The following is a 19877-nucleotide window of genomic DNA, read 5'->3' as shown; positions in this document are numbered from 1 at the left end:
GATACGGCCACGTCCCCGGAGCGCGGTCGTGAATGCCGGCCCGGTGGGCCGGGGCCGCTTCCTTGTCAGACCGACCGGGCTCTTTCCGGCCGGGCCGTTACGGCTTGCCACGTGAGGGTTGTGCTATGTCACTCCACGAGGAGTCTCTCCCCGAGGACGAACGTCGACCGCTGTCCGGCGCCCAGGAAGGCCTCTGGTACGCGCAGCGGCTCGCCCCCGACAGCGCCGCGTACAACACCGCGGAGGCGGTGGAGATCCACGGCGGCCTGGACACCGCTCTGTTCGAGGCGGCGCTGCGCCGCACGGTCGGCGAGGCCGGCACCTTCGCGCTGCGCTTCCTCGACACCGACGACGGCCCCCGCTGCCGTCCGGCACCGGACGCCGACGACTGGCCGCTGCACCGCGTCGACGTGAGCGACGCCGCGGACCCGGAGGCCGCCGCCTGGAAAGTGATCCACGCGGACCTCCGGACCCCGGTGGACACCGACAAGGGCCCGCTGTTCGCGCACACCCTCCTCACCCTCGCCGCCGACCGACACATCTGGCTGCTGCGGGCCCACCACCTCCTGCTCGACGGCTACAGCTACAAGCTCCTCGGCCGCCGCCTGGCCGACGTCCACAACGCGCTGGCCGAGGGCCGCGACCCCGGCCCCGGCGGCTTCGCGCCCGTCGGCCGGCTGCGGACCGAGGAGGCCGCCTACCTCGCCTCCGAGCGCCGTGACCGTGACCGCGACCACTGGACCCGCCGCCTGGCGGACCTGCCGGAACCGGCCCGCCTCACCCGCCGCACGGCCCCGCCGCGCGCCCCGTTCCTGCGCCACACCGTCGAACTCGGCCCCCTGGACGCCGAGGCGCTGTCCGCCGCGGCCGCCGGCCTGGGCATCACCCGCGCCAACCTGCTCGCCACCGCTCTCGCCGTCTACCTGCACCGCATGACCGGCACGGACGACCTCGTCCTCGGCATGGCCACCATGAGCCGGCTCGGCAGCGCCGCCCTGCGCACCCCGGGCACCGCCTCCGACGTGCTGCCCCTGCGCGTCACCGCCCGACCGGGCACCCCCTTGGCGGAGTTCGCGCGCACGGTGGCCGACGAGCAGGCCGCGTTACGGCGGCACCAGCAGTACCGGGGCGAGTTCATCCGCCGCGACCTCGGCCTCATCGGCACCGGGCGCCGCCTGCACGGACCCGTGCTGAACATCGTCCCCTTCACCGAGGAACTGGACTTCGCCGGCAGCACGGCGACCTGGCACCACCTGTCGGGCGGTGCCGTGCACGACCTCCAGATCAACGTCCGGCCCGGCACGCTGCCCGGCGCCCTCTGGCTGGCCTTCGACGCCAACCCCCACCTGTACGAGGCGGACGAACTCGCCCTGCACGGCGAACGGTTCCTCGCGCTGCTGCGCCGGCTGGCGCAGGCGGCGCCCACCACCGCGCTCGCCGATCTGGACCTGCTGCTGCCCGGCGAGCACCCGCGCGGCCGGCCGGTACGCGAGTTCCCGGTCACCGGCACGCTCACCGAACTGTTCGAGCGGCAGGTGCACGCCCGGCCCGGACGGATCGCCGTCACCCACGAGGGCGCACACCTCACCTACGGGCAACTCAACGAAGAGGCCAACCGGTTGGCCCGGCTGCTCGTCGAACGCGGCGCGGGACCGGGCCGGACGGTGGCCCTCGCGCTGCACCGGGGCCCGCGGCTGCTGCCCGCCCTGCTGGCGGTCCTCAAGACCGGAGCCGCCTACCTCCCGCTGGACCCCGCCCACCCGGCCGAACGCCTGCGCCTGGTCATGGCGGACGCGGCGCCCGTCCTCCTGGTCACCGAGGGCGGCCTCGCCGCGGACCTCGGCGGGGACGTCACCACCGTCGTCCTGGACGAGCCCGCCGTCACCGCCGACCTCGCCGCGCGCCCGTCCGCCGACCTGACCGACGCCGACCGCGGCGGACCGACCGGCCCGACGCAGATCGCGTACGTCATCCACACCTCCGGCTCCACCGGCCGCCCCAAGGGCGTGCCCGTCCCGCATGCCAACGTGGTCCGGCTGTTCGCCGCGTCGGCCGAGCACTTCGACTTCGGCGCCGACGACGTGTGGACCCTCTTCCACTCCTACGCCTTCGACTTCTCCGTCTGGGAGATCTGGGGCGCCCTGCTGCACGGCGGCAGGCTCGTCGTCGTGCCGTACACCGTCAGCCGTTCCCCACGGGACTTCCTGCGGTTGCTGCACGACGAGGGCGTCACCGTCCTCAACCAGACACCGTCCGCCTTCGAACAACTGGTGGACGCCGACGAGGAGCCCACCGCCGCAGCGCTGCGCTACGTCGTGTTCGGCGGGGAGGCGCTGCGTCCAGAACGGCTGCGTCCGTGGACCGCCCGGCACGGCCTCGACCGGCCGGCCCTGGTGAACATGTACGGCATCACCGAGACCACCGTGCATGTCACCCACCACCGCCTCACCCCGGAGGACCTGACGGACCCCCGCCGGGGCAACGTCGTCGGCACCCCGCTCGCCGACCTGCGCGTGTACCTCCTGGACCCGCAGGGCCGGCCCGTGCCGCCGGGCGCCGTCGGCGAGCTGTACGTCACCGGCGCAGGGGTGACCCCCGGCTATCTGCACCGCCCCGAACTGACCGCCGACCGCTTCCTGGACGACCCCCACGGCCCGCCCGGCAGCCGCATGTACCGCTCGGGCGACCTGGCGCGGTTCCGCGCCGACGGCGCCCTCGACCACCTCGGCCGCGCCGACCGGCAGGTGCAGCTGCGAGGCTTCCGGGTCGAGCCCGGCGAGATCGAGGCCGTCCTCGCCGAGCACCCCGGCATCGCCCGCGCCGCCGTCGTCGTGCGCCGTGCGGACCACGGCGCCGAGCAGCTCGTCGCCTATCTCGTGACCACCGGTGAACGACCGCCCGCCGCGGCCGAGGTGCGCGCCCACGCGGCCGCCCACCTGCCCGAGCACATGGTTCCCGCCGCCTGTGTGCTCATGGACACCCTGCCGCTGACCGCCAACGGCAAGCTGGACACCGACGCGCTGCCCGCACCCGACCTCACCGGTGCGGCAGCCGGCGCCCGCCCCGCAAGCACCGAACAGGCGCTGGTGTGCGCCCTGTTCGAGGACGTGCTGAAGCTGCCCCGGGACACCGTCGGCATCGACGCCGACTTCTTCGACCTGGGCGGCGACTCGCTGCTCGCCACCCGGCTGCTGGCCCGGCTGCGCCACGGGTCCGGCACCGACGTGCCGATCACCGCCCTGTTCGAAGGTCCGTCGCCCGCCGCCCTCGCCCGGCTCCTCGACGGCCGCCCCGGCACGGCTCCCGGCCGGCCCGCACTCGGCGAGCGGCCCCGCCCGGAGCGCGTCCCGCTGTCCTGCGCCCAGGAACGCATGCGGTTCCTGAACCGGCTCGACGGCTCCACGGCGACGTACAACATCCCCCTCGTCGTGCCGCTCGGCGCCGCCGCCGACACCGAGGCGCTGCGTGCCGCGCTGGGCGACCTCGCCGATCGGCACGAGATCCTGCGCACGGTGCTCGCCGACCACGAGGGCACGCCGTACCAGCGGATCCTGCCGGCCGGCGGGCCGCGCCCGCCGCTGCCCGCCGTCGACTGCCCCGCCGACGAGATCGGCGCGCACCTGGCCGCGGCCTCCCGCCACCGCTTCGACCTCACCGGCGAACCTCCCCTGCGGGCCTGGCTGTTCGGCACCGGTGAGGACCGGACCCTGCTGCTCCTCCTGCACCACAGCGCCGCCGACGGCTGGTCCCTGCGGCCCCTCGCCGACGACCTGACCACGGCCTACGCGGCACGCCGCGCGGGCGCCGCCCCGGCGTGGGACGCGCCCCCGGCGCAGTACGCGGACTACGCGCTCTGGCAGCGCGCCCTGCTCGCCCCCGGGCCGGACGGTACGGGACATGCCGAGCGGCTCACCGCGCACTGGCGGCAGGCGCTGGCAGCGGCACCGCAGGAGTGCACCCTGCCCGTCGACCGGCCCCGGCCGACGGCACCGCGCGACGGCGCCCATGTCACCGAGCACGTACCCGCCGCCCTGCACCGCGACCTCACCGGCCTCGCCGAGCGCGAGGGCAGCAGCCTGTTCATGCTGCTGCACGCCGCCGTCAGCGCCCTGCTCACCCGCTGCGGAGCCGGCGAGGACATCGTGCTGGGCGTCCCCGTCGCCGGGCGCTCCGAACCCGGCCTGGACGATCTGATCGGCCTGGTCACCAACACCCTGGTGCTGCGCGCCGACACCTCGGGCGACCCCGCCTTCCGTGAACTGCTGGCCCGCGTCCGGCCCGGCGACCTGGCCGCGCTCGGCCACCAGGAACTGCCCTTCGACCGGCTGGTCGACGAACTGAACCCGCCCCGCAGGCCCGGCCGGCACCCGCTGTTCCAGGTCATGCTCGCCCTTCAGAACAACGAGCCCGCCGTGCTCCGCCTCGACGGGCAACCGACGCTGCTGCGGCCCACCGCCACCGGCACCGCCAAGTTCGACCTCTTCGTGGACGTCCTCGAACGGCACACCGCCGACGGCATCCCCGACGGCCTGGACCTGCACATCGAGTACGCCACCGACCTGTACGACCCGTCCACCGCCGAGGAGTTCGCCCGCTCGCTGGGCCGGCTGCTCGCGGCCGTGAGCGCCGACCCGGACGTACGGCTCGGCGCGCTCCCGGCGCCTGCGCCGCGCACACCGGCCGAGGCACCCGGCCCCGACACCGCAGGTCTGACCGAGGCGGCCCGGTCCGTGCCCGGCATCCGCGACGCCGTCGCGCTGCCCGCCGCCGACGGCGGACCGCCCCGGCTGTTCGTGGTACCGGGCCGCGCGGAGGCCACCGAGGCCGTCGAACGCCTGCTGGAGCGCACCGGCACCACGACCGTCGGCGTCACCGCCGTCAGCACCCTGCCCCGCGATGCCGACGGAGCCCTCGACCCGGCCGCCCTCACCGCCCTGCCCGCCGTCGACCGCGCCGCCGCCGGGGCCTGGCAACAGCGCCTCGCCCGCGTCACCGGTGTCGGCGCCGCCGAGGCAGTGGTCGAGGACACCCCGCGGGAACTGGCCCGCAGGCACGCCGCCGCCCCGCGCCGCGCCGCGCCGGCGTCCGACGGCGGCACCCGTGGGGCGGCCGGGACACGGCCAGCCCTCAGCGAGGGCCCCGAGCAGGCCGAACCCACCGTGGCCACCTGGGCCCAGGCCCTGGTACGGGCCGCCGACCACGCGCGGGGCGACATCGTGCACGTCCACCCCGACGGCAGCGAGACCCGCCGTGACTACGCCTCCCTCGTCCCCGAGGCCTCCCGGGTCCTCGCCGGACTCCGGCGTGCCGGACTGCGCCCCGGCGACCAGGTGATCCTCCAGTGCGACGCCGGTGAGGACTTCCTCGCGGTGCTGTGGGGCTGCATCCTCGGTGGCTTCGTCGCCGTACCGCTCACCGTGCCCGCCTCCTACGACACCCCCTCGGCCGCCCTCACCAAACTGGAGGGCATCTGGCGGATGCTCGGCCGGCCCTGGATCGTCTGCTCGCCCGCGCTGGAGGCGGGTCTGCGCGACCGGATCGGCCGCGACGGCGGGTCCGGTCTCCGGCTGAGCACGGCCGACGCCCTGCGGGACGCGCCCGAGGACCGCGACTGGTACGCCGCGCGGCCGGACGACCTGATCCTGATGCTGATGACCTCGGGCAGCACCGGCCTGCCCAAGGCCGTGCGGCTGACCCACCGCAACGTGCTGGCCCGCTCCGCCGCCACCGAGGCGATGAACGGACTCGGTGCCGACGACGTGACCCTGAACTGGATCCCGCTCGACCACGTCACCGGCGTCGTCATGTTCCACCTGCGGGACCTCTATCTGGGCTGCCGGCAGATCCACGCGCCCACCTCCTGGATCCTCCAGGACCCGCCGCGCTGGATGGACCTCGCTCACCGGCACCGGGTCAGCGTGACCTGGGCCCCCAACTTCGCCTTCGGGCTGCTCGCCGGACAGGCCCCGCGCTTCGCGGACCGCGACTGGGACCTGACCCCGATGCGGCTGGTGATGAACGCCGGCGAGGTCGTCGTGGCCGCCGCCGCCCGCGGCTTCCTGCACGCGCTGCGGCCCTTCGGACTGCCGCAGGACGTGATGCACCCCGGCTGGGGCATGTCCGAGACCTGCTCGGTGGTCACGGACGCGGTGCTGCCCGCCGAACCGCCCGGCACCGACGAGACGTTCGTCAGCTGCGGCCTGCCCTACCCCGGCTTCGCCATGCGCGTCGTCGGCGAGGACACCACCGTGCTCGCCGAGGGCGAGGCCGGCCGGCTCCAGGTCCGGGGCACCTCCGTGACCGGCGGCTACCACGACAACCCGGCGGCCAACGCCGAGGCGTTCACCGACGACGGCTGGTTCGACACCGGCGACCTGGCGTTCCTGCGCGACGGCGAGCTGTTCATCACCGGCCGCGCCAAGGACGTCATCATCGTCAACGGCGTCAACCACTACAGCCACGAGATCGAGACCTGCGTCGAGGAACTGCCCGCCGTGGTCCGCAGCTTCACCGCGGCCTGCGCGGTCCGCTCCGACGCGTCCGCCGCCACCGACGAACTCGCCCTGTTCTTCCACCTCGCCCCCGTCCCCGACCGCGCCGCAGCGCTGCGGGAGATCGCGGGCAAGGTCACCCGCGAGATCGGCGTCAGCCCCGCCTTCCTGGTCCCGGTCGGCCCCGGCGACATCCCCAAGACCGAGATCGGCAAGATCCAGCGGACCAAGCTGCGCAAGAGCTTCGAGGCGGGAGACTTCGACGACGCCGTCCGTGAGGCTCACCTGCTGCTGGGCACCGCCGCCACCCTCCCCGACTGGTTCCTGAAGCCCGTGTGGCAGCCGGCCGCCCCTCGCGCCCCGCGCGTCCTGCCGCCGGGCCGGCACACCCTGGTCCTGGCCTGCGACGGCCCCGGGACCCACGGCCTCGCCGACCGCCTGGCCGGGGCCCTGCGCGCCGACGGCGCCCGCTGCACCGTCGCCACGGACGGACCGTCCTACGAACGCCTCGACGCCGCCCGTTACCGGATCCGGCCCGCCGAGGACGCCGACCACACGGCGCTGCTGCGGGACCTGGCCGCCGACGAGCGGCCGGTCGACGCCGTCGTCCACCTCACCGCCCCGCACGGCGGCGACGCGGCCCCGGACGAATCGGCCGCCCGCACCCTGCTGGCGCTCGCCCGGGCGCTCGGCACCCGGCCGGCGGACCTGCTCCACGTGACGGTGGACGCCCAGGCGGTCGGCGCGGACGAAGCGCCCTCCCCGGCCCAGGCCATGGCCGGCGCGGTCCTGAAGTCGCTGCGGGAGGAGTCACCGGGGCTGCGCTGCGTCCACCTGGACGTCGAACGGGACACCGACCCCGTACCGCTCGTGACGGCGGAAGCCGCGCAGCAGCCCGTGGACACCGAGGTGGCCCACCGCGGCGGACGGCGTCACGTGCGCCGGCTGGCCCCGCTGCCCGAGGCGCCCGACCGCAGGGAGCCGCCCGCCACCGACGGCTTCCACCTCGTCAGCGGAGGGCTCGGCGGAGTCGGCGGTGCGCTGACCGCCCACCTGCTGGCGACCCCCGGCGCCCGCCTGCTCGTTCTCGGCCGCAGTCCGCTGCCCGAGGACGACGGAACGCACCAGTGGCTGCGGGAGCTGGGCGACGTGCGCTACGCGTGTGCCGACGTCACCGACGAGGACCAGGTGCGGGCGGCGGTGGACGGGGCCACCGAGGCCTGGGGCGTCCCGCTGACATCGGTCTGGCATCTGGCCGGCGCACTCGTGGAGCGGCCGGTCGGCGACCTGGACCCGGACGCCTGGCGCTCGGCGCTGGACGCCAAGGCGCACGGCGCCTGGACCCTGCACCGGGTCAGCGCGGACCGTCCGGTGACCTCGTTCGTGCTGTTCTCCTCCGTCAACGGCTGGTTCGGCGGCGCCATGAACACCGCGTACGCCGCGGCCAACGCCTACCTCGACGCGCTCGCCCAGCACCGCCGCGCCCGGGGCCTGCCCGCGCAGAGCCTGGCCTGGAGCATGTGGCACGAGCGGGGCATGAGCAGCGGGTACGGCCTCACCGCACTCACCGAGGCACGCGGCTACCGGGTACTGGACGCGGCCGCCGCGCTGCGCTCCCTCGACCTCGCCCGCACCCTGGACGAACCCCATCTGCTGATCGGCGCCGACCGCACCGCCCCCTGGGTCCGCAGCCATGTCGCCGAACCGGCCCGGCAGGTACGGCGGCTGGCCGCCCGCGTCGCGCTGGAGGAGGGCGCCGACCTCGGCGCCCTGCACCGGGCGGCTGCCGACGCCGCCGGCGTCGCCCCCTGGGTGCTGCGCGCCGCCGGCAGCGCCGAACGGCCGGAGGCCGCCGACGACACCGGGGGACGGATCCACGCCCTGGAACAGCGGCTCGCCGAGCTGTGGTGCGGGGTGCTGCACCGCGACCGGGTCGGCCGGGACGAGAACTTCTTCGACCTGGGCGGCAACTCCCTGCTCCTGGTCGGCGCGCAGAGCGCCGTCAACCAGGAGTTCGGCTGCGAGCTGACCGTGGTCGACCTGTTCGCGCACCCCACCGTGCGCGACCTGGCCCGCCACCTCGCCGGCCGTACGACGGCCCCCGGGGCTCCGACGGACGCCGTCGGGGACCCGCCGAGCGGGCTGGACCGGGCCAAGGAACAGGCACGACGGCAGCGAGCGGCCCGGGCCCGCCGCTCCGCACGGAACGGAAAGGGCCAAGGCCATGCATGAGACCAACGGGCCGCTGGACACACCGGAGGAGGACCTGCCGGCCGTCGCCGTCATCGGCATGGCCGGCCGGTTTCCCGGCGCCGACGACCTCGACGCGTTCTGGGACAACCTGGCCGCGGGCCGCGAAGCCGTACGACCCGTCACCGACGAGGAGTTCCTGGCCGCCGGCGGCGACCCGCGCGACCTGGACGACCCGTCGCTGATCCGCATGGCCTCCGTCGTCGAGGGCATCGACCGCTTCGACTCCGGATTCTTCGGCTACCTGCCCGCCGAGGCCGCCGTGGTCGACCCCCAGCAGCGCCTGCTGCTGGAGACCGCCTACCACGCCCTGGAGAACGCGGGCTGCCTCGCACCCGGCACCGATCACGGCACCTTCGGTGTGTACGCGGGCGCCGGCGACAGCCGGTACTACCCCGCCCACGTCCACCCCCGCCACGCCGGACAGCCCGGATCCGTCGAGCTGGTGCACGCGGCCACCGCCAACTCCCTGGGCACCCTCGCCCCCCGCATCTCCTACGAACTGGGTCTGACCGGCCCCAGCGTGTCCCTCCAGACGGCCTGCTCCACCGCGCTCGTCGCCGTGCACACCGCCTGCCAGGACCTGTTCGACCACCGCTGCGACACGGCCCTCGCCGCCGCCGTCTCCCTCAACCCCTCGGCGGCGCTCGGCTACCGGCACGTACCCGACGGGCCCTTCTCGCCCGACGGACACTGCCGGGCGTTCGCCGCGGACGCCGCCGGCACCTCCTCCGGGGACGGCGTCGGCGCGGTCGTCCTCAAACGGCTGGCGGACGCCCTGGCCGACGGCGACCGCGTCCGGGCCGTGATCCGGGGCAGTGCCGTCAACAACGACGGACGGCGCAAGGTCGGCTTCAGCGCGCCCAGTTCCGCCGGACAGACCGAGGTCGTGCTGGCCGCGCAGGCCCAGGCCATGGTGGACGCCGACAGCATCGGCCTGGTCGAGGCGCACGGCACCGCGACGCGCCTCGGCGACCCCATCGAGGTGGCCGCGCTCACCGAGGCGTTCCGGGAGTCCACCCGACGGCGCGGTTACTGCGCGCTGGGCTCGGTGAAGACCAACATCGGCCATCTGGGCGCGGCGGCCGGCATCGCCGGGCTCATCAAGGCGGTCCTCGCCCTGGAACACCGGCAGATCCCGCCCAGCCTGCACTTCGACCGGCCCAACCCGCTCATCGACTTCGCGGCCGGACCGTTCCGCGTCCCCACCGCGCTGGAGGACTGGCCCGCCGCCGGCCACCCCCGGCGGGCCGCTGTCAGCGCCTTCGGGATCGGCGGCACCAACGCCCACGTCGTCCTGGAGGAGGCCCCCGCTCCCGCGCCCGTACCGCCGCGCGCCCCCGAGGAAGGCGGCCGCCTGGTGCTGCCGCTGTCCGCCCGGACCGCCGGCGCCCTGCGCGGCCAGGCCGAGGCCCTCGCCCGCCAGCTGGAACGCCGCCCGGGCCTGCGCCTGGACGACGTGGCGCACACTCTGCGCACCGCCCGCCCCGCCCTGCGCCACCGCCTGACGGTCAGCGCCGCCTCCCGCGAGGAGGCCCTGTCCGCCCTGCGGGCCGCCGCTCCCGCCACCCCGGCCGTGCCGGACGAACCCGCCCGGGTGGCGTTCCTGCTGCCGGGCGGCGGCACCCAGTACCCCGGCATGGGCGCCGAGCTGTACCGCGACCAGGACGTCTACCGCGACACCGTGGACGAATGCGCCCGCGTCCTGCGCCCCGTCCTCGGCACCGACCTGCGCACCTCCCTCTTCGAGGGCGCACCGGCCGACCACACCGCCACCTTTCTCGGCCTGGTCGTCACCGAATACGCCCTCGCGCGCACCCTGATGGCCGCCGGGGTCCGCCCCGACGCGCTCATCGGCCACTCCCTGGGCGAGTACACGGCGGCCTGCCTGGCCGGGGTCATCGACCTCGCGGACATGCTGCCCCTGGTCACCGAACGGATCCGGCTGATCAGCGGGGCGGGCGGAGCGACCGTCAGTGTGGCGGCCCCGGCCGAGGAGGTACTGCCGCTGCTCGACGAGGAGTTGTCCCTGGCCGCGGTGAACGGGCCCGCCGCCTGCACCGTCGCCGGATACGAGGAGGCCGTGGCCCGCTTCGAGCGGGAACTCGCCCGCCGGGACCTCCCGTTCCGCCGGGTGCGGATACCGGCCGCCGCCCACTCCCACGTCCTGGATCCGGTGCTGGAGACGTACGAGCGGCACTTGCGCGGCGTCACCCTGCGCCCGCCCCGCATCCCGTTCGTCACCAGCGTCACCGGCACCTGGATCACCGACGCCCAGGCGACCTCCGTCCGGCACTGGCTCGACCACACCCGCCGCACCGTGCGGTTCACCGACGCCATCACGGCCCTGTGGGAGCGCGGGCGCCCGGTCCTGGTGGAGATCGGACCGGCGGACACCTTGACCGGACTGGCCACCGCCCAGCTGGACCCGGACACACCGGTGACGGTCACCACCATGCGGCACGCCAAGGCCGACGCCCGCGACGGCTTCGTCCTCGCCGAGGCGCTGGGCCGGCTGTGGAGCGCCGGTGCGGACACCGCGCTCCCGCCGGTGCCGGGCACGCCGGTGCCGGTGCCGCTGCCGCCGTACGCCTTCGAACGGCGCCGGCACTGGATCGACGCCCCCGGCGCCCGCTCCACCGCGTCCGACACCCCGGACACGGTCCGGGACGAACCGCACCTCGCACCCCGGCCCCGGCTCACCACCGAGGCCGTGCCGCCGCGCACCGAGCGGGAACAGGCCGTCGTCCGGCTGTGGGAGCAGACCCTCGGCATCGGCGGCATCGGCGTCCACGACAACTTCTTCGACCTCGGCGGCGACTCCATGCGGGCCGTCCTGCTGGCGGGCCGGCTGCGCCGGGCCGGAGTGCTCGACGTACCCGCCGCCACCCTCCTGGCCGAGCCGACCGTCGCCGGGGTCCTCGCCGCCACCGAGGACACCGACGACCAGCGGTCCGGCGGCACCGCGAACGCCCTCGCCCCCCTGCTGCCGCTGCGCCGCGAGGGCGGCGCCGCACCGCTGTTCTGCGTCCACCCCGGCGCCGGCGTCTCCTGGCGCTACACCGGCCTGCTGCCCCACCTCGGCGGCGACCAGCCGGTGTACGGCATCCAGGCCGCCGGTCTCGACGGCACCCGGCCGCCCGCACCCTCCGCCCCGGCCATGGTCGCCTCCTACGTCGACCTGGTCCGCGAGGTCCAGCCGCACGGCCCCTACCGGCTGCTGGGCTGGTCGTACGGCGGCTTCGTCGCCCACGCGATGGCCTGCGCGCTCCAGGAACAGGGGGAGCGGGTGGAACTCCTGGCCATGCTGGACGCCCCGCAGCCCTACGCCGGCGCGTACGACGCCGGGACGGCCGAGCGCCAGGTGGCGGCCCTGCTGACGCGGGTGGCCGGCCTGCCGGTGCCCTCGGACGGCGAACCGCCCGCGGTGGCGACCGTCCTGGACCGCATCGACGCCAAGGTCACGGCGGATCCCGCCGGCTCTCCGGTCGACCGCGCGCAGGCCGCCGCCGTCGCCGACGTCATGCGCAACAACCTGCGCCTCGCGCCCCGGTTCGAGCCCGGTGTCTTCCACGGGGACGTCCTGTTCTTCAGCGCCGACGACGAACCGGCCACGGACTTCGCCGGCGACCTTGCCGTACTCCCCGGCAAGGCGGACGCCTGGCGGGCCCAGGTGCGGGGCACCCTGCACGACCACCGGGTGCCGTGCGGGCACTACGAGATGACCGAACCCGAACCCCTCGCCCTGATCGGCACGGCGGTCGCCAAGGCACTGCGCGGCACCGCCGATCCCACCGCGCCCGTAGCCGTTCCGCCCCCCGGGGGCCCCGACCGTCCAGGAGACCCCACATGACCGTGACCGCACCCCAGGACCTCTACGAACTCGGTGACGCGCCCGAACCGGGCACCGTGCCAAGGAAGATGTACGCCTCGCTGATCCGCCGGGAGCGCTACGGGGAGCCCGTCGACGCGTTCCGCACCGAGGTGGTCGACGTCCCGCCGGTCCGCCGTGGCCAGGTGCTGGTCAAGGTGATGGCGGCCGGCGTCAACTACAACAACGTCTGGGCGGCGCTGGGCAAGCCGCTCGACGTGATCGCCGCCCGGCAGAAGGCCGGTGCGGTCGAGGACTTCCACATCGGCGGCTCCGACCTGTCGGGCATCGTGTGGGCCGTCGGAGAGGACGTCAGGGGCGTTCGGCTCGGGGACGAGGTCGTCGTGCTCGCCAGCCGCTGGGACGAGTCGGCCGAGGACATCCGCCTGGGCGGTGACCCGGCCGCGTCCGTCAGCCAGCGGGTGTGGGGCTACGAGGAGAACTACGGCTCCTTCGCGCAGTTCGTGGTCGTGGACGACTACATGTGCCACCCCAAGCCCGCCCGGCTGTCCTGGGCGGCCGCCGCCTGCTACATGGCGACCGCGGCCACCGCCTACCGGCAGTTGTTCGGCTGGGACCCGCACACCGTCCGGCCCGGCGACCCGGTGCTGATCTGGGGCGGTGCCGGTGGCCTGGGCAGCATCGCCATCCAGCTCGTCCGGCACGTCGGCGGCATCCCGGTCGCCGTCGTCTCCAGCGAGGAGCGCGGCGCGTTCTGCATGCGGCTCGGCGCCGAGGGCTGGATCGACCGGCGCGACTTCGACCACTGGGGTCGGATGCCCGACACCTCCGACGACGCCGCGATGAGCCGCTGGCTGTCCGGGGCGCGGGCCTTCGGGCGGCGCTTCTGGGACGTCCTCGGCGAGCGGCGCAGCCCCCGGATCGTGCTGGAGCACTCCGGCGCCGACACCGTCCCCACCTCCGTCTATCTGTGCGACAACGCGGGCATGGTCGTCATCTGCGGCGGCACCACCGGCTACAACGGCGACGTCGACCTGCGGTTCCTGTGGATGCGGCAGAAGCGGCTCCAGGGCTCGCACGCCGCCTGCGCCCGCGAGGCCCGTGAGATCACCCGGCTGATCGACCAGGGTGTCATCGACCCGTGCCTGTCCCGGACCTTCGGTTTCGAGGAGATCGGTCTGGCCCACCAACTCATCCACGAGAACCGTCACCCGATGGGGAACATGGCGGTCCTGGTCAACGCGTCGGAGTAGAGCGTGCGGTGGCCGGGCCGTCCGACGGCCGGCCCGGCCACCGCCCCTCCGACCGAAGACCCGCGGTCCGGCCCCGGCACGGCGAGCCGGCCCGCGAGGGACTCGGCATCGGCCGGGCCCGGCCACCGGGGGAGCGGTGGCCGGGCCCGGCGCCGGCGGTCGGGGAGGCCGCGGGGAGGTGCGTGCCCTCAGGTCCGCAGCAGCTTCTTGACGATCTTCCCGGCGGGGTTGCGGGGCACCTGCTCGATGAACTCCACGCCCCGCGGCCTCTTGTAGGGGGCGAGCAACCCCGAGATGTGGCCCAGCAGTTCCCGGGCGCCGGTGTCCGGCTCGGCCACCACGTACGCCAGCGGCACCTCGCCGTAGTCCTCGTCCGGCGTCCCGACGACCGCCGCGTCCCGTACCGCCGGGTGGCTCATCAGGGCGCGCTCGATCTCCGAGGGGTAGACGTTCTGGCCGGCCCGGATGATGACGTCCTTGGTGCGGTCCACGAGGTGGATGCGTCCCGCCTCGTCCACGAACCCCAGGTCCCCGGTCCTGATCCACCCGTCGAGGTCGATCTCCCGCGTGGCCTGCGGATCGTTCCAGTAGCCCTGCATCACACCGGGTCCGCGCACCACGATCTCGCCGATCTCGCCGCGCGGCGACTCCGTCCCGTCCGAGCCCACCGCGCGGGCGGACATACCCGGGATCACGCGACCGCAGGGGATGCGGGCGGCGCCGTCCCCGGGCGAGGGGTGCTCGTCGGGGCCGAGGGTGACGAACGGGCCGCCGACCTCCGTCATGCCGTACACCTGCCGGAAGCCGCAGCCGAGGCGCCGTACGGCCTCCTCGTACACGTCGAGCGGCATGGGGGCGGCGCCGTACAGGATCTCCCGGAGCGTGGACAGGTCGGTGCGGTCCGCGCCCTTGGCCTGGAGCATGAAGCGCACCATCTGCGGGACCATCCACATGTGGGTCGCCCGGTGCCGTTCCACCGCGGCCAACGCCCGCTGCGGGGTGAAGCCCGGCATGAGCACGATGGTGGCGCCCGTCGCCATGTAGGTCAGGGACACCACCATGCTGCCGTGGTACAGCGGGCAGCAGTTGACCATCACGATGTCGTCGGTGGGCCGGGCCTGCACAAGCCAGCCCAGGGCGATGGCGCGGAACGAGGCGCTGTCGACCGTGACGCCCTTGGCCCGCCCGGTGGTCGCCGAGGTGTGCAGCACGGCCACCGGATCGGTGTCGGCCACGAGCGGCAGCTCCCGCCGCGCCGCCACACTGCCCAGTGCCTCGAAGGCCGGCTTGTCGAACGCCATCGTGATCCGCACCGAGGCCGGTAACTCCGGCTGGCGGTCGAGCAGTTCGGACTCGCCGAACACGGCGACCGCGCCGACGCGTGCCACGATGTCGGCGACCTCGGGCACGGCCAGGCTGTGGTTCAGCGGTACGAACAACGCGCCGAGACGGGCCAGCGCGAAGTAGGTCTCCAGCACCTCGATCCGGTCCTTGGAAAGCACGGCGACACGGTCACCGTGTTCGATTCCCAGCTCCGCGAATCCCCGCGCGAGTTCGAGCGTACGGTCGTGGAAACCGGCCCAGGTGACCGCGCGCCTCTCGTCGACGAGTGCCGTACGCCCGGGAAAGCACTGCCGGTTGCGTTCCAGCAGTTGCGTGAGCCACATCAGGCACCGCCACCGGCACCGGTCGCGGACCGCTCGGCCACGAAACGTTCGTAGTCGGCGATCGTCTGCAGCTTCTCCATGTCGTCCGCGGTGATCTCCACTCCGGCCCGCTGCTCGACCAGCAGCACCAGCCGCACCAGGTCCCCGGAGTCGATGCCGCTCGCGGCGAGGTCGAGGTCGTCACCGACCTGCCCGGCGTCGGCGAACTCCTCCGTGCCGGTCAGCTCGACCAGCAACTCCCTGACGGTGCTCATGGTTACCCCTTTCGCCCGGCAGGCCGACCGCCGAGCGGATCGCGTCCTTCACCTGTCACCCGAACAAGAGGTCCCCGCGCCGAACCGCAATCCCCGCACCCCCGCGTGACGTTTGTCACGCGCCCCGTCCGGCACGCCGGGGGATTGCGGGTCTCCCGCACGGCCTCTTTCCCAGACGGAGGCCGCGCCCGATCCACCGGGCGAGGCGGGCGCAACGGCGCCCGGGAAGCACCGAAGGAGTGATGCCAGTGCCCAGGCGAGGTGTCCGGTCCAGGGGCGTGTACGTCCGCGCCTCCCCGGCGCGGAGCGGCCGGGGAGGCGCGGCATGAGCGTGGTGGGGTCCGCCGACACCGCGGACGTCGGCGAGGACGAACCGACGGCGAGGTTCGAGGCGCTCGTCGGCGCCGGTGAGGCCGTCGAACCGCGCGACTGGATGCCCGACGGCTACCGCCGCATGGTGCTTCGGCAGCTCGCGCAGCACGCCCACTCCGAGATCATCGGCATGCAGCCGGAGGGCGCCTGGCTCACCCGGGCGCCCTCCCTGCACCGCAAGTCGGTGCTCATCGCCAAGGTCCAGGACGAGGCCGGCCACGGCCTGTACCTGTACTCCGCCGCCGAGACGCTGGGCGTGGACCGCGCCGACCTGCTGGACGCCCTGCACCAGGGGCGCCAGCGCGCCTCGGCGACCTTCGACCACCCCGCGCTGACCTGGGCCGACACCGGCACCATCGCCTGGCTGACGGACGGCGCCGCCGTCATCAACCAGGCCCCGCTGTGCCGTACTTCGTACGGACCCTACGCACGGGCCATGCGGCGCGTCTGCCAGGAGGAGGCCTTCCACGTACGGCAGGGCTACGACCTGATGCGCGCCCTGTGCGAGGGGACACCGGCACAGAAGGCGATGGCGCAGGACGCGGTGGACCGCTGGTGGCTGCCGGCCGTGGCGCTGATGTTCGGCCCGCCCGACACCGAGGCGGGCGGCGCCGACGCGCGCACCGCGGCGGTTGGTGCCGCGGTCTCGCGCCGCGCCATGGCCTGGGGCATCAAGCGGCACACCAACGACGAACTGCGCGCGCGTTTCGTCGACAGCTGCGTCCCGCAGGCCGAACGCCTCGGCCTGACCCTGCCCGACCCGGCGATCCGCTGGAACGAGGAGAGCGGCCACTACGACTTCACCCCGGTCGACTGGGACGTCTACCGGCGCGCGCTGGGCGAGGACACGCACTGGGCCCGACAGCGCGTGGCCCACCGGCGCGCGGCGCACGAGGACGGCGCCTGGGTACGGGAGGCCGCCGCCGCGTACGCGGCCCGCACCCGGGACGGCGACGGGGCGGCCGACCAGGACGCCGGTGCGCACGGGCACGACCGCACGGAGGTACGGGCATGAGCGGCGGACAGTCGGAAGGCGCCCCGGCGGCGCGACCGGAGGGCGTCCCCGCGTCCTGGGAGGTCTTCCTGCGGCCCCGGCGCGGACTCTCCCACCAGCACGTGGGCTCGGTACGCGCCTACGACCCGGACACCGCCCTGCTCAGGGCGCGTGACCTCTACACCCGCCGGGGCGACCCGCTGTCCCTGTGGGTGGTCCGCTCGGACGCGGTGCACACCGCCTCCCCGGACGAACGCGACCCGTACTTCGCCAACGCACGGCACAAGCCGTACCGGTACCCCCAGCAGTTCGTGCCGCTGACGACCGAGAGGAGCCCCGACGGTGGCCACGACGACTGAGCGGGCGGCCGCCACCGAGGCGGACGGCCGCACCGACCCCCGGCTCGCCGTCCAGCTGCTGCGCCTCGGCGACGACGCCCTCGTCCTCGGCCAGCGGCTGTGCCAGTGGATCACCCGGGCGCCCACCATCGAGGAGGACCTGGCGCTCTCCAACATCGCCCTCGACCTCGTCGGCCAGGCCCGGCTGTTGCTCACCCTCGCCGGACGCCTCGACGGCACCGGACGCGACGAGGACGACCTCGCCTTCGCCCGGACCGACCGCGAGTTCACCAACGCTCTGCTCACCGAGCTGCCCAACGGCGACTTCGCGGCCACCGTCGCCCGGCAACTCGTCTACACCCATTACGCCGTGGCCTACTACGGGGCGCTCGGCGGCTGCACGGACCCCGAACTGGCCGCGTTCGGACAGCGGGCCGCCAAGGAGATCGCCTTCCACCGGCTGCACGCCGACACCTGGACCGAACGCCTCGGCCTCGGGACCGCCGAGAGCGCCCGCCGCATGCAGGAGGGCCTCGATCACGTGTGGCCGTACACGGCGGAACTCTTCGACGAGGACGACCCGGTACGCGACCTCGCCGCCGCCGGAACGGCCCCCTCGCCCGCCCCGCTGCGCCCCGGATGGGAGCGGAGCACGACAGAGGTGATCACCCGGGCCGGACTCACCGTACCGTCCCCCCGCTGGCGGGCCCGGGGCGGCCGAGCGGGCCTGCACACCGAGGAGTTCGCGTCCCTGGTCGCCGAACTCCAGTCGGTGCGCCGCCAGTTCCCCGGAGGTACCTGGTGAACGGCGGCACGGCCCTCGCGGCATCGCAGGTCCGCGCCCGGGTGGAGGCGGTGCCGGACCCGGAGCTGCCCTTCCTCGCCCTCGGCGACCTCGGAGTGATCGGCTCGGTCGGCCCCGCTGCCGACGGACGTCTCGAGGTGGAGTTCACCCCCACCTACCTGGGATGCCCGGCACTGGCCGCCATGGCCTCCTCGATCCGCGACGTCCTGACGGACTGCGGACACCCCGACGCCCGGGTACGGCAGGTGCTGTCCCCCGTGTGGACGACGGACCGCATCACCGCGGCCGGCCGCGCCAAGCTCGCCGCCCACGGCATCGCCCCGCCCACGCCCGCACCGGGGGACGGCCCGGTCCTCGTCCGGCTCACCGGGGTGCCCTGTCCGCACTGCGGTTCCCGAGCCACCCGGCCGCACAGTGCGTTCGGCCCCACCCGCTGCCAGTCGATGCTGCGCTGCACCGCCTGCCGCGAGCTGTTCCCCCACCTGAGCGCGCTATGAGGACGCGTCCGAACCCCGTCCTCGCGACCGACGGCGCCCGCCGGCGCACCGGCTGGCACCGGCTCCCGGTCACCGCCGTCCAGCACCTCACCGGGGACGCCGTCGCCGTCACCCTGGACGTACCGGACCCCCTCCGCGCCATCTTCGCGCACCGGCCCGGCGAGCACGTCGTCGTCCGGCACCGCCGCTCGGGCGAGGAACTGCGCCGCAGCTACTCGGTGTGCCCGCCGCCCGAGGAGCCCGGCGCGCTGCGGCTGGTGATCAAGCGGGGCGCCCCGGACGGCTTCGGCGCGTACGCGCTGACCCGTCTGGCACCCGGCGACCGCCTCGAACTCTCCGCGCCCGCCGGGGCCTTCGCCCTGCCCGAGCTGCCCGGAGCCCACCACGTGCTGATCGCGGGCGGCTCCGGCATCACCCCGCTCGCGGCCATGGGCGCGAGCGCGCTGCGCACGGACCCCACGTGCCGGGTCCACCTCGTCCACTCGGTGCCCACGGCCGCGGACGCCCTGCTCGCCGACGAACTCGCCCTGCTCAAGGACGCGTTCGTCGACCGGTTCACCGTGCTCCACATACTGACCCGCGAAGGACGCCCGCCCCTGGGCGGCCGGATCGATGCCGAGGGCCTGCCGCGGCTGCTCGCCGCGCTGGACATCCGGCCGGGCTCGGACACCACCTTCGCCCTGTGCGGTCCGGCCGGTCTGATCGCCACCGTCCGGCGGGTGCTGACGGACGCGGGGGCCGACCCGGCCCTGGTCCGCTCCGAGCTGTTCGCCCTCGGCGACACCCCGCCGCTCCCACCCGTACCCGGCACCCCGCCCGGGCCCGGTGCGCCGCGCACCCCTGAGGGCACCCGGGTCACCGCCCTCTACGACGGCCACCGCCGGGTCGTCACCGCCGGGCCGCGGGACCCCGCTCTTCTCGACGCGCTGCTGCGCGACCACCCGGACGTGCCGTACGCCTGCCGCGAGGGCATCTGCGGCAGCTGCCGCGCCAAGGTCCTCACCGGTGAGGTCGCGACCGGCCCCCAGTACGCCCTCGACGCCGGGCAACTGGCCGCCGGCTACACGCTCACCTGCCGCGCCAGGCCCCTCGGCGGCGAGGTCACCGTCGACTTCGACGCATGA

General features: G+C 74.9%; 10 protein-coding genes. 8 read left to right on the top strand and 2 right to left on the bottom strand.

Annotation, left to right across the window (positions count from 1 at the left end; translation table 11 throughout):
- Positions 1–125 precede the first annotated feature (125 nt).
- From OHU34_RS01555 to ccrA, 3 genes are read left to right on the top strand one after another with little or no spacing between them, the layout of a single operon-like run.
- Positions 126–8723, top strand: coding sequence for an amino acid adenylation domain-containing protein (locus OHU34_RS01555; protein WP_405764178.1), 8598 nt, complete (start codon positions 126–128; stop codon positions 8721–8723).
- Positions 8716–12594, top strand: coding sequence for a type I polyketide synthase (locus tag OHU34_RS01550; RefSeq protein WP_405764176.1), 3879 nt, complete (start codon positions 8716–8718; stop codon positions 12592–12594). The genes OHU34_RS01555 and OHU34_RS01550 overlap by 8 nt, the downstream gene beginning before the upstream one ends.
- A gap of 2 nt (positions 12595–12596) precedes the next feature.
- Entirely contained in the window at positions 12597–13826 is a 1230-nt protein-coding gene (ccrA, locus tag OHU34_RS01545) for a crotonyl-CoA carboxylase/reductase (RefSeq protein WP_142270609.1), read from the top strand.
- A 188-nt stretch (positions 13827–14014) separates the two neighbouring features.
- On the opposite strand, the gene OHU34_RS01540 is transcribed toward ccrA, so the two are convergent.
- Entirely contained in the window at positions 14015–15493 is a 1479-nt protein-coding gene (locus tag OHU34_RS01540; RefSeq protein WP_405764175.1) for a class I adenylate-forming enzyme family protein, read from the bottom strand.
- Complete coding sequence (locus OHU34_RS01535; protein ID WP_020129830.1) at positions 15493–15747, bottom strand: acyl carrier protein; 255 nt, start codon at positions 15745–15747, stop codon at positions 15493–15495. Before OHU34_RS01535 ends, OHU34_RS01540 begins: the two co-directional genes overlap by 1 nt.
- A 325-nt stretch (positions 15748–16072) precedes the next feature.
- On the opposite strand from OHU34_RS01535, the gene paaA reads away from it, so the two are divergent.
- From paaA to OHU34_RS01510, 5 genes are read left to right on the top strand one after another with little or no spacing between them, the layout of a single operon-like run.
- Positions 16073–17134: a 1,2-phenylacetyl-CoA epoxidase subunit PaaA gene (gene paaA / locus OHU34_RS01530; protein WP_230194479.1), complete on the top strand. Its 1062-nt coding sequence runs from the start codon at positions 16073–16075 to the stop codon at positions 17132–17134.
- Positions 17131–17472, top strand: a complete 342-nt coding sequence (locus OHU34_RS01525; protein ID WP_230194478.1) for a 1,2-phenylacetyl-CoA epoxidase subunit B — start codon at positions 17131–17133, stop codon at positions 17470–17472. Before paaA ends, OHU34_RS01525 begins: the two co-directional genes overlap by 4 nt.
- Entirely contained in the window at positions 17456–18256 is an 801-nt protein-coding gene (gene paaC / locus OHU34_RS01520; RefSeq protein ID WP_142270561.1) for a 1,2-phenylacetyl-CoA epoxidase subunit PaaC, read from the top strand. The genes OHU34_RS01525 and paaC overlap by 17 nt, the downstream gene beginning before the upstream one ends.
- Entirely contained in the window at positions 18253–18753 is a 501-nt protein-coding gene (paaD, locus tag OHU34_RS01515) for a 1,2-phenylacetyl-CoA epoxidase subunit PaaD (RefSeq protein WP_200840137.1), read from the top strand. Before paaC ends, paaD begins: the two co-directional genes overlap by 4 nt.
- The gene (locus OHU34_RS01510) at positions 18750–19877 is read left to right on the top strand and encodes a 2Fe-2S iron-sulfur cluster-binding protein (RefSeq protein WP_142270562.1); all 1128 of its coding nucleotides are present in this window, start codon (positions 18750–18752) and stop codon (positions 19875–19877) included. The genes paaD and OHU34_RS01510 overlap by 4 nt, the downstream gene beginning before the upstream one ends.

Origin of the sequence: Streptomyces sp. NBC_00080 (assembly GCF_045041255.1) — a bacterium.
GTDB classification, from domain to species: Bacteria; Actinomycetota; Actinomycetes; order Streptomycetales; family Streptomycetaceae; genus Streptomyces; species Streptomyces coriariae.
Note: the sequence above shows the minus strand (reverse complement) of the source record. Positions and strands in the feature narration are given on the sequence as shown.

Bases quoted from the DNA above. Each gene is read 5' to 3' on its own strand.
- OHU34_RS01555 (WP_405764178.1), top strand. From the start codon at position 126: ATGTCACTCCACGAGGAGTCTCTCCCCGAGGACGAACGTCGACCGCTG.
- OHU34_RS01550 (WP_405764176.1), top strand. From the start codon at position 8,716: ATGCATGAGACCAACGGGCCGCTGGACACACCGGAGGAGGACCTGCCG.
- OHU34_RS01540 (WP_405764175.1), bottom strand. From the start codon at position 15,493: ATGTGGCTCACGCAACTGCTGGAACGCAACCGGCAGTGCTTTCCCGGG.
- OHU34_RS01535 (WP_020129830.1), bottom strand. From the start codon at position 15,747: ATGAGCACCGTCAGGGAGTTGCTGGTCGAGCTGACCGGCACGGAGGAG.
- paaA (WP_230194479.1), top strand. From the start codon at position 16,073: ATGAGCGTGGTGGGGTCCGCCGACACCGCGGACGTCGGCGAGGACGAA.
- OHU34_RS01525 (WP_230194478.1), top strand. From the start codon at position 17,131: ATGAGCGGCGGACAGTCGGAAGGCGCCCCGGCGGCGCGACCGGAGGGC.
- OHU34_RS01510 (WP_142270562.1), top strand. From the start codon at position 18,750: ATGAGGACGCGTCCGAACCCCGTCCTCGCGACCGACGGCGCCCGCCGG.